This is a genomic window from Prevotella rectalis (assembly GCF_900607215.1).
In the GTDB taxonomy this organism is placed as follows: Bacteria; Bacteroidota; Bacteroidia; order Bacteroidales; family Bacteroidaceae; genus Prevotella; species Prevotella brunnea.
On record NZ_LR027820.1, the window covers coordinates 1174625 to 1184640 of the forward strand.

General features: G+C 41.5%; 10 protein-coding genes and 1 pseudogene. 5 read left to right on the top strand and 6 right to left on the bottom strand.

Going from position 1 to position 10016, the window contains the following annotated elements; genetic code table 11:
• Positions 1-86 precede the first annotated feature (86 nt).
• The 4 genes from E0E16_RS06095 to E0E16_RS06110 form a co-directional block, all read right to left on the bottom strand.
• Positions 87-575 carry a Spi family protease inhibitor gene (locus E0E16_RS06095; RefSeq protein WP_255418121.1) on the bottom strand — a complete coding sequence of 163 codons (489 nt, stop codon included), beginning with the start codon at positions 573-575 and terminating at the stop codon, positions 87-89.
• A 292-nt stretch (positions 576-867) separates the two neighbouring features.
• Entirely contained in the window at positions 868-1284 is a 417-nt protein-coding gene (locus E0E16_RS06100; RefSeq protein ID WP_004335668.1) for a hypothetical protein, read from the bottom strand.
• Positions 1281-2576: a site-specific integrase gene (locus tag E0E16_RS06105; protein WP_130829562.1), complete on the bottom strand. Its 1296-nt coding sequence runs from the start codon at positions 2574-2576 to the stop codon at positions 1281-1283. Before E0E16_RS06105 ends, E0E16_RS06100 begins: the two co-directional genes overlap by 4 nt.
• A 51-nt stretch (positions 2577-2627) precedes the next feature.
• Entirely contained in the window at positions 2628-3857 is a 1230-nt protein-coding gene (locus tag E0E16_RS06110; RefSeq protein WP_044071406.1) for a site-specific integrase, read from the bottom strand.
• 15 nt (positions 3858-3872) lie between these two features.
• On the opposite strand from E0E16_RS06110, the gene E0E16_RS14295 reads away from it, so the two are divergent.
• Positions 3873-4004: a hypothetical protein gene (locus E0E16_RS14295; protein WP_255418139.1), complete on the top strand. Its 132-nt coding sequence runs from the start codon at positions 3873-3875 to the stop codon at positions 4002-4004.
• Positions 4005-4516: 512 nt separating this feature from the next.
• Here E0E16_RS14295 and E0E16_RS06120 read toward each other — a convergent pair.
• Positions 4517-5401, bottom strand: coding sequence for a DMT family transporter (locus tag E0E16_RS06120; RefSeq protein WP_240048127.1), 885 nt, complete (start codon positions 5399-5401; stop codon positions 4517-4519).
• Positions 5402-5656: 255 nt separating this feature from the next.
• Between E0E16_RS06120 and thrS the strand changes: the two genes are divergently transcribed.
• The 4 genes from thrS to rplT all read left to right on the top strand — a co-directional run bounded on the left by thrS (position 5657) and on the right by rplT (position 9483).
• Entirely contained in the window at positions 5657-7606 is a 1950-nt protein-coding gene (gene thrS / locus E0E16_RS06125) for a threonine--tRNA ligase (protein WP_130829758.1), read from the top strand.
• Positions 7607-8121: 515 nt separating this feature from the next.
• Positions 8122-8796 (top strand): translation initiation factor IF-3, encoded by a 675-nt coding sequence (gene infC / locus E0E16_RS06130; RefSeq protein ID WP_130829565.1) that lies wholly within the window; start codon positions 8122-8124, stop codon positions 8794-8796.
• Positions 8797-8903: 107 nt separating this feature from the next.
• A complete protein-coding gene (rpmI, locus tag E0E16_RS06135; RefSeq protein ID WP_130829566.1) occupies positions 8904-9101 on the top strand; it encodes a 50S ribosomal protein L35 in 198 nt (65 codons plus the stop codon).
• Between the two features lie 37 nt (positions 9102-9138).
• Complete coding sequence (rplT, locus tag E0E16_RS06140; RefSeq protein WP_130829567.1) at positions 9139-9483, top strand: 50S ribosomal protein L20; 345 nt, start codon at positions 9139-9141, stop codon at positions 9481-9483.
• 333 nt (positions 9484-9816) lie between these two features.
• On the opposite strand, the pseudogene E0E16_RS06145 reads toward rplT, so the two are convergent.
• Positions 9817-10016, bottom strand: a pseudogene (locus E0E16_RS06145) (IS256 family transposase); the annotation flags it as partial.

The window sequence follows — 10016 nt, forward strand, 5'->3', positions numbered from 1 at the left end:
AAGACACCACTCGTAGATCTCTTCGAAAGGACTGATTTCAATAATGTCAAAGAACTCGATTGTCCCCTCTTTCCGGGGTTATTTGATTAATATTTAACTGGTCCCGATTTTAACGGGACACTAATGACATCAACTATATAATTTTCCATTAGATTACCAATAATTTCAGGGATACTATCACCTACAAATTCTCCCTTTTCATTTATTTTCAAATTGAGATTGTCAAAATGTGCATAAACAGGCTCTGCTCTTTTGTCGCCACCTACTACCACGGTTGATCCGTCTGACATTCTCACAATGTACAACAAGTTATGTGGGCTGTCAATTGTTGCTCTGGTTGCACTGTTAGCATCGTTACTAATAGTGTCAATTTCTGCAATTTCGCAAGAAATTCCTTTTGCCCTTGTCCGTGTCGAATAAAAATAATCAACGACAACCTTCTCAATATCACTTTGTGTGACATTGAAATTTTCTTCGGACAATTTTTGACTCACATTCTCTTTTTCATTGTAGATTTCCTCATTACTGCAAGAGAAGAAAGCAATAACAGATAGTAATAATAAAATTTTTTTCATGTCCTTATGTGTTAAATGTTTATAGGTTATAATTTTTCACCAAAGTTACATAAAAAGAAAGATACACAAAATACTCAATAGTGGGTATTTTATCTAGCTAACCAGCAAAGAAGTCTTTGAAATATTTCCAAAATGAACAATCAGTCCTATTTTACCATAGTTAGTAGTAGATTGGTAGTAAGATAATTCGCAACATAATAACGGTCCCACAACATCTTCTCTTTCACCGTTTTACCCTATTTGTAGTTATGTAGTAGGATAATATCGGTGAAAGAAAAAAGATATAGATAATTTAATGCTGTGTATCTCCAAAAAGAAATACCGGTGTTAAAGTTGTTGTCGGTCGCTGTAGTTCATTGATGATATACTTTCTGAAGAAGTGGGCTCCTGTGCTATCCAATTGGAAAGACAGGGCAATAATGATTGGGAGTGGATAAAGCGATGCATAACCTGCCAACTCCTTATCTCTGACTGTTACCCTCTCAACTGTACTCCTTTCTTCAGGATGCAGGTTGGAGGATTTTATTATCGTTTGCAACCTGTGGTTGAGTTTCCTCCATGTTACCCCGAAGAACTTCACAAGTTCACTCTCTGTCATGGCTATCTCTCCGTTTCCTTTGCGAATGACTTGCATTTTGCTGCCCCAATCAAAATAACTACGCTGATTGGAAGTGTTTGTTCTTATTTTTGGATTGTTGTTTGTCTTCATGCCGTTTTCTCCATTTTACAGATTACAATATCCGAAGGTTCACAAGCCTCTCTCTCCGAAGTTTCTTTTTCTTTTGCCGATTGCTTGGCAATGAGCCTGTCCATATCCTCTGATATCTTTTTGTCCGTCACCTGCGCATAAACTTGAGTGCTTGATATGGAGGCATGCCCCATCATCTTGGCTATGCTCTCAATAGGTATTCCTGCGCTTAGGCTCATCGTGCCGAATGTATGTCTTGCCATGTGGAAGGAAAGTCTTTGGCGGATACCGCAAGCCTTTCCCACGATGCTCAGTTTGGTATCCATGACACTACGGCTGCAATTACGGTGAAAGACAAGGTGGTCATCTTTTTCTTTCACCGTCTGCTGTTCCTCGCTTCTTTCCTGCTCTTTCTGACAATGACTGATGATGGCTTCCGCTATGGGATGTAACGGCACGATGAACTCAACCTTGGTCTTCTGACGTTCCTTTCTTATATACATCTGTCCATCCGCTGTCGTTTGGATATGCTTGTATTCCAAATTCTCCATATCTGAAATAGCCAAGCCTGTGAAGCAGGAAAAGACAAACATCAGTCTTGCCAGCTCCGCTTCTCTGTCGTTCATCTTCATTAACATCAGTTTCATTACATCGCTCTTTTGCAAAAAGCGTATCTTCTTTTCCTCTTTCTCATACTTGGCATTCTCAAACGGATTACAGCGGATAATTCTCTTGCTGACCGCACGGAACATTAGTCGGCTCAGCCAGCAGAGGTTGCTGTTGACGGTAGATGCTTTCAGTCCACGCTTTTTGAGAAAGAAGCGGTATTCCTCGAACAAGTCCTCTGTAATGGCTCCGATGGGTATATCCTGCACTCCTTTGTTTTCGACAAATTCACGGAGATTTCTGTCAGAATAGAACAGATTCAGATAAGTTCCCTCTGCCCTTGACTTGCCTACGCTCTCCTTGACGGATTGCAATTCTGCCTTACTCATGGCAAGGAGCGTTGTCGGATTAGTGGCAATGCCTTGTAAGCGGTTCTTGATAAGTTCCACACTTACCACTCCATCCATTACAAGAATGTCCCGATAGGTCTTTTCCACCAAATCTCTGAACTCAATGATTCTTTGGTTTGTTTTCTTGTTGGTTGTCAACCCCTGCTTGGTGTTCCACTCGGCAGGATGGCACTCTTCGCCTGTGGTAATGGCTGTGTTCTTTCCGTCTATGGTGATACGGCAGAGAATGGCGGTATTGCCGTCTGCCTTTGTCTTCTGTCTGTTGATATAGAACAGTATCTTGAATGTACTTCTCATTGTCTTGGTGGTTTTGAATAATGAATAATGATAAGATAGAAAAAATAGGAATTAGATTATTAACTGCATATCTTCAGTGAAAGAAAGGAAACGATCAAATTCCTCAAAGAGTTTCTGTGGGGTTACCTTTGCATAACACTCGGTCATGCTCACGTTGGAATGCCCCAGCATCTTACTAACGGTCTCAATGGGTACACCCTGTTCAAGCGTGATGAGCGTGGCAAATGTGTGCCTTGCCGTATGTGTGGTAAAAGGAAACGAGATGCCTGCACGAAGCCGCAAGGCTTTCAAATAAGATTGGTAAGTGGCATATCCCATGAAAGGGAGCAATGTTTCCCTTTCATCGCTGTGGAGCTTCTCCATCAGCCGTATGGCTTCGGGTAACAGTTTGACACGGCAAGGCACACTTGTCTTCTGACGGTTGAACTTCAGCCAAAGGCTACCCTCGTCATCACGCACAAGATGGGACTTGTCCAGTTCCATCAAATCACAATACGCAGCACCCGTATAACAGGCAAAGAGGAAAATATCCCTTGCCGTTTCCATTTCCTCCTCCAATTCCTCAAAGTGGAGAGTCTTTAACTTCTCAAATGCTCCTCTGTCAAGTGCTTTGGGGAGTTTCTTGTTACCCTTGCTGATTTTGACTTTGTCAAAAAGCAGGATGTCTGCCACCCCCTCACGGTAAGCCTGCCTGCAAACTGTTTTCAAATGGGTGGCGACATTGTAGAATGAGCTCTCCTGAAATCCACACTCTCCCAAGAAGTACTGCTGAAACTCATGGATGAAGTTCTCTGTCAGTTGTGAGAAGGCTAAGTCAGAAACCTTATACTTCTTTTGGATGAACTCCTGCAAGTGGATTCTCGTGGAGTGATAGCTTGCCATTGACTCTTTTCTGATGTCTATACCGATATGACTTTCTTTTTCTTTTATGAGCACATCAAGCCTCTCGATGAGCATGCACCGTGTCTGCACACAGCCCTGAAACTGTTCCTTCACGTCGGTTGCGTCAAATGGGCAACCTCTTGTAAGCAAAGATTGATAAGCTGACTGAATGGACAGCAGCAAGTTCTCCAACCTGCCATTCACTTCCACCGCCTCACGACTTTTTCCGTCCATTCTGCTCTCACGGGGATTCCACAGGTCAGGATTACAGGAGAGCTTGCAACTGAACTGCGCTACACTCCTTCCAAGTGTGATACGTCCCATAATTGGGGCTTTGCCTGACTTGCCAAGACCGCTCTTTTTGAGGTAGAGCAACACCTTCATTTTTTCTGTTTTCATACGCTTTGATGTTTTGTGGCAAAATTACCAAATTCAAAGCGTTCCTCACTTATGCAGAAAACTGCCGACCGCAGCAACAGCCACACGAGCGAAAATAATTCAGTTACCGAACATTGCTCCATCGTTACCTATGGCAAATTCGGGTAACGCTCTGGTAACTGAACTTCTGCCTAAATCTGCATATTCCTGCCCTTTTTGAAAAGAGCACTTCTATGCAAATTATTCCGTTTCCTGCTCATTATCAGTCAGTTTACACCAACTTCGTTATTTCTTCATTTTCGTTGATTAGTTGCACTCTAATTCATGACCTTTTGCATTGCAAAAGCTTACCTTTTGGAAAGCAAAAGCTAAGCTTTGGATGGATGAATGAAGAAAATTTAGGACACTGTTGAACTTTTCACATATAGCAGGGAAGGATTTTCGTGTTTTCAATGGCGTTCGGCTAAATAAAGAGAATGTGCTTATCTCTTGTCTTGCCCGGACAAGCGCAGGTGTTGATATGAGTTTATTGCGTGTGGTTTTTGCCAAGGCAGTGTCATTATTAAACAAGTTTGGGCTGACTTTTCTAATTTGGAAAGTCAGCCCTTTTGCATCTTTGTTCTTACCGGAACAATTATAATAGGAACAAATGTAGATGGTTTATCTGATAGCCATGAATGTCAATAATCCACGTTCTTTGCCTGATTGGCTATGAACACGCCACCGAGAATTAGCGCACTGCCAATGTAAGACATTAGTACCATATTTTCACCAAGAACGAAATAGCTGGCTACAACAGTGGCTATGGGGCTAAGATAAATATAATTGGCTGTTTTGAGTGCTCCCAATTTTGTTACCACCCAGCTCCACAAAGCGAAACATACGAACGATGCGATCAGTCCGAGGAAAATAAGGTTGCCCCAAACTTCCGGATTGAGAAAACCTTTGAGCGGAAAGTGCCAAGGCTCAATCAAATACATGGGTAGCGTGGTTAGCACACCATAGATGAATACTTTTCGGGTGATAAACACAGAAGAGTATTTGCTCGCAGCTTTCTTGATAAGCAATGAGTAGAAAGCCCAACTAATGGCAGCAGTCAGAGCCAACATATCCCCCAAAGACTTGATATTCAACTCAAAATGGTCTTTGAAAATGACAAATCCCAATCCCACCAATGCCATGATGGAACCAATAGCAAGCATCCAGCTGAACTTTACTTTCTTACTGAACATGAGCGCGATGATGACCGTTAGCAGTGGTGAGGTGTTGGCAATGAAGCTCACATCGTTTACATAGGTCAGTTTTACGGCATAGTTCTCTGTGATGAAATAAAGCGAACCGCCCAAAATACCCAAAAGTAGCATCATTAGTTCATCTTTCCAATTTCCGCAGAAAACTTTTTTGGGCGAAATGAACCAAATGCAGATATAAGCAATGGCAAAACGCAGGAGAAAAACATCCTGTGGTTTCAGACCATTATCTACGAGTACGCGTGTGTTCACGAAAGTAACACCCCATACGATAACCACAAATAGGGCTACTAAATGGTAAAATAGATTTCGCATTGTGCTTGGTTGTGTTGTAGTATTTGATTTCATGCTGCAAAGATAGGAATAAATGAATAAAAAGCTTATATAAATCCGTAAAAAATTATCTCCCAGAGAACTTTTTTTTATTTATGTGTTCCTTTTCTTACTTTTTTACCAAATAAATGGGCAACACATTCTTGTTTTTCCCGATTTTTCAACACAAACCTGTTCATTCTCATCATAAAATTGTACCTTTGTGGCAATATTGATTTATAAAAACTAATTTGTATGATGGTTAAAATCACTTTCCCGGACGGCTCCATTCGCGAATACGAACAGGGAGTTACCGGACTTCAAATCGCAGAGAGCATCTCACCGGCTCTCGCCCGCAACGTTGTATCTTGTGGGGTGAATGGTGTAACGACGGAACTTAACCGTCCTATTAATGAGGATGCTACAATAGCACTTTATAAGTTTGAAGATGAAGAAGGAAAACATACCTTCTGGCATTCTTCGGCTCACTTACTTGCTGAGGCGTTAAAAGAACTCTATCCGGGAATTCAATTCGGATTCGGTCCTGCAATAGAAAACGGATTCTTCTATGACGTACAGACAGCTGACGGTACTCCGATTTCTGAGAATGATTTCCCGAAGATAGAGAAGAAAATGCTTGAATTGGCGAGAAAAGATTCTCCCATAGTTCGTCGTAACGTTGCGAAAGACGATGCTGTAAAGGAATTTAAAGCTGATGGGCAGACTTATAAGGTAGAACATATCGTAGAAGACTTGGAAGACGGAACAATTTCTACCTATTCACAAGGAAATTTCACTGACTTGTGTCGCGGTCCTCATCTTGTGTCCACAGGAGCTATCAAAGCCGTGAAACTAACAAGTGTAGCCGGTGCATTTTGGCGTGGCGATTCTAATAGCGATCAGCTGACACGTATTTATGGTATCACGTTTCCAAAGAAGAAAATGCTGGACGAGTATCTCGTCATGTTGGAAGAGGCCAAGAAGCGCGACCATCGCAAGATAGGTAAAGAAATGGAACTCTTCATGTTCTCCGACAGGGTAGGAAAAGGACTTCCCATTTGGCTGCCAAAGGGAACGCAAATGCGACTTCGCCTGCAAGAAGTTCTGAGAAAGTTGCAACGACCTTATGGCTATCAGGAAGTAATCACGCCCGGAATCGGTGGAAAGAACTTGTACATCACCTCCGGACACTATGCACATTATGGCAAAGATTCCTTCCAACCCATTCAAACACCGGAAGAAGATGAAGAGTATATGTTGAAACCAATGAACTGTCCGCACCATTGTGAAATCTTTGCGAGCCGACCACGTTCCTATAAAGATCTTCCCTTGCGTATCGCTGAGTTTGGTACTGTTTTTCGTTATGAAAAGAGTGGCGAACTGCACGGCTTGACGCGTGTGCGTACTTTCACACAGGACGATGCGCATCTATTCGTTCGTCCCGAACAAGTGAAAAAGGAATTTGAAGACGTTATTGATATCATCCAAAAGGTATTTACCACCTTTGGGTTTGAGAACTATGAAGCGCAAATCTCACTGCGCGACCCGGCCGATAAAGAGAAATATATCGGTTCCGACGATGTTTGGGAAGAGAGCGAGAACGCCATAAAAGAAGCTTGTAAGGAAAAGGGATTGAAAGCTCGTGTTGAAATCGGAGAGGCAGCGTTCTATGGACCAAAGCTTGATTTTATGGTGAAGGATGCTATCGGGCGTCGTTGGCAATTGGGTACCATTCAAGTAGATTATAACCTTCCGAACCGCTTTAAACTGGAATATACCGCCGAAGACAATACGAAGCAAACTCCGGTAATGATACACCGTGCACCATTTGGCTCTTTGGAACGATTTACCGCGGTGCTGATTGAACATACTGCCGGACATTTCCCACTCTGGCTGACACCCGATCAAGTAGCCATCCTCCCTATCTCGGAGAAATATAATGGTTATGCCGAGAAAGTGAAGTCATTCCTTGAGGATAAAGGTATAAGGGTGCTGCTGGATGATCGCAACGAAAAGATTGGTCGTAAGATTCGCGATAACGAATTAAAACGCGTTCCATACATGATAATCGTGGGCGAACAGGAAGAAGCGAAAGGGCTTGTCTCCATGCGTGTGCAAGGAGGTGGCGAACAAGCTACCATGTCTATGGCAGACTTTGCAAAGCGCATCAATGATGAAGTCAGTGGACAATTGAAGAATTTGGATTGAAATAGATATTGACATCGTGAATTATTTGCACAATGCTTATGGAATAATGGTCTTGCACAGCTCTGTGCGAGACTATTAATGTAGTAGTCGTTATGATGTTTCAGATATTTCGACTGAGCCGATATTTCATAAACGAATCTTTACTATAGCTATTAAAGCAAATTTTTAATAAATAGAACTATTTATCATGTACGAAAAAGTAATTCAAGTACTCTTTTCTTTAGGTCTTATTTTTACCCTATATAGTCTTATTTTTAAAAATGTGAAGATAAAGGATAAACAGCTTAGGAAAGTAACTTGTGAACGCGACTTCCTTTTAGCAATTCTTTATTTGTACCTGATTCTTAGAAATTGGGATTTCTGATTAAGGTTTGTAATTTAGTACTTTGTTATATAAAATAAGGTGAGAAATAAGACTTGAAACAACGAAAAGTACTCAAAAAGTTTGGTTAATCATTTGAAAAATAGTAACTTTGCAGCCGTTTAATCAATAAAAACCATTATAAATATAGTTGATGAAAAATGACAAAATGAAGTTTCAGTACCGGGTGAACGAGCAAATTCGCGCTCGGGAAGTACGTGTGGTAAGTGATGGGGGGGCTGAAGTGATACCCACTCGCAAAGCTCTCGAGCAGGCTCATTATGAAGGGCTCGACTTAGTAGAAATATCTCCCAACGCACAACCTCCTGTTTGTCGTATCATCGACTATTCAAAGTTCCTTTACCAGCAGAAAAAACGTCAGAAAGAGATAAAGCAGAAGCAGGTAAAGCAGGATGTAAAGGAAATTCGTTTTGGACCGCAGACCGATGAGCATGATTATCAATTTAAGCTCAAACATGCGCAAGAGTTTCTCAACGATGGGAATAAGGTGCGCGCTTACGTGTTCTTTCGTGGTCGTTCCATCCTGTTTAAGGAACAGGGCGAAGTATTGCTTCTAAGGTTTGCCAACGACCTTGAGGAATTGGCAAAGGTGGAACAATTGCCTAAGCTTGAGGGAAAGAAGATGTTCCTCTATCTCTCTCCAAAGAAATCAGGCACCACCAAGAAGAGCCAGCAACGTCGCGACCGTGAGGAAGCAGAGAACAATGCCAAAGCAGAAAGCAAGAAAGAGCCAACAGCGTTGGATAATGGAATCTTCGGTAATGCGAAGAATGGAGTTGACGCACTCGCGAAACTAAAGAAAGAATAGCTTCCCGAGTATTTCCGATGAGGAAAATATCGGCAAGCTTCCTGTGCGTAACGTCTTGGTATATACGTTACCACGGATGAATAAATAACAATTTAAATAATAAAAAAATGCCAAAACAAAAAACAAATTCCGGTGCTAAAAAGAGATTTTCTTTCACCGGTACAGGTAAGATTAAGCGTAACAAAGCTTATCACAGTCACATCTTGACTAAGAAGACAAAGAAACAGAAGAAAAATCTCGTTCGCTCTACAATAGTGGACAGGAGCAACATGAAACAGGTACGCGACTTGTTAAATCTTCGTTAAATCACATTAGTCAAACAAATTAAAAGGAAAGAAAACTATGCCAAGATCAGTAAATCATGTTGCTTCAAAAGCAAAGAGAACTCGAATTTTAAAGAAGACCAAGGGTTACTTTGGTGCTCGCAAAAATGTTTGGACGGTTGCCAAGAATACCTATGAGAAGGGTTTGACTTACGCTTATCGCGATCGTCGTAACAAAAAACGTAATTTCCGTGCGTTGTGGATTCAGCGTATCAATGCCGCCGCTCGTCTTTATGATATGAGCTACAGCCAGTTGATGGGTGCGCTCCATAAGAATGGTATCGAAATCAACCGTAAAGTGTTGGCAGACCTTGCCATGAACAATCCGGAAGCATTCAAGGCGATTGTTGATAAAGTAAAATAAACGAAGCCTGACTCCTTACGAGAAGGAGGTAAAACATAAACAACTAAAGAGCCATTATCCGAGATGTGGATAATGGCTCTTTTTGGAAACATCTGTTTTCTCCTGAAAGCACTTATCAGTTTTGTTGTTCATAGCTTTTGCTTGTCATTATAAAATCATGCATTCTGAATCACTTAACACTGTCATATTTCCTGTATTAATTGGCTTGTCATGCTTGTCAAAACGCAGGACGATATCTGAGCACGTCTTGTCTGGGGTAAAGTCTTTTGGGACTCAATGCTTTGATTCTATGAATTATGAAAATAAACGGTAGTGTCCTTAAAAGTGTGTAATTCATCTTTCCTTTCTCTGTACTTCCACTGTTATTTTGTTCTTTTCTTTCCAGTTTTTGAATTGATATATTCTTCTTTCATATGTTGTCTTTGTTTCCTCCATCGCCACGGCTGCCAGGAGGAAGATGACAGACTTCTCTGATGGCATGGATGTCCTCATTTGGATGGTTCTCCTGTACTTCCTGTTGAGCCTTTCAATCC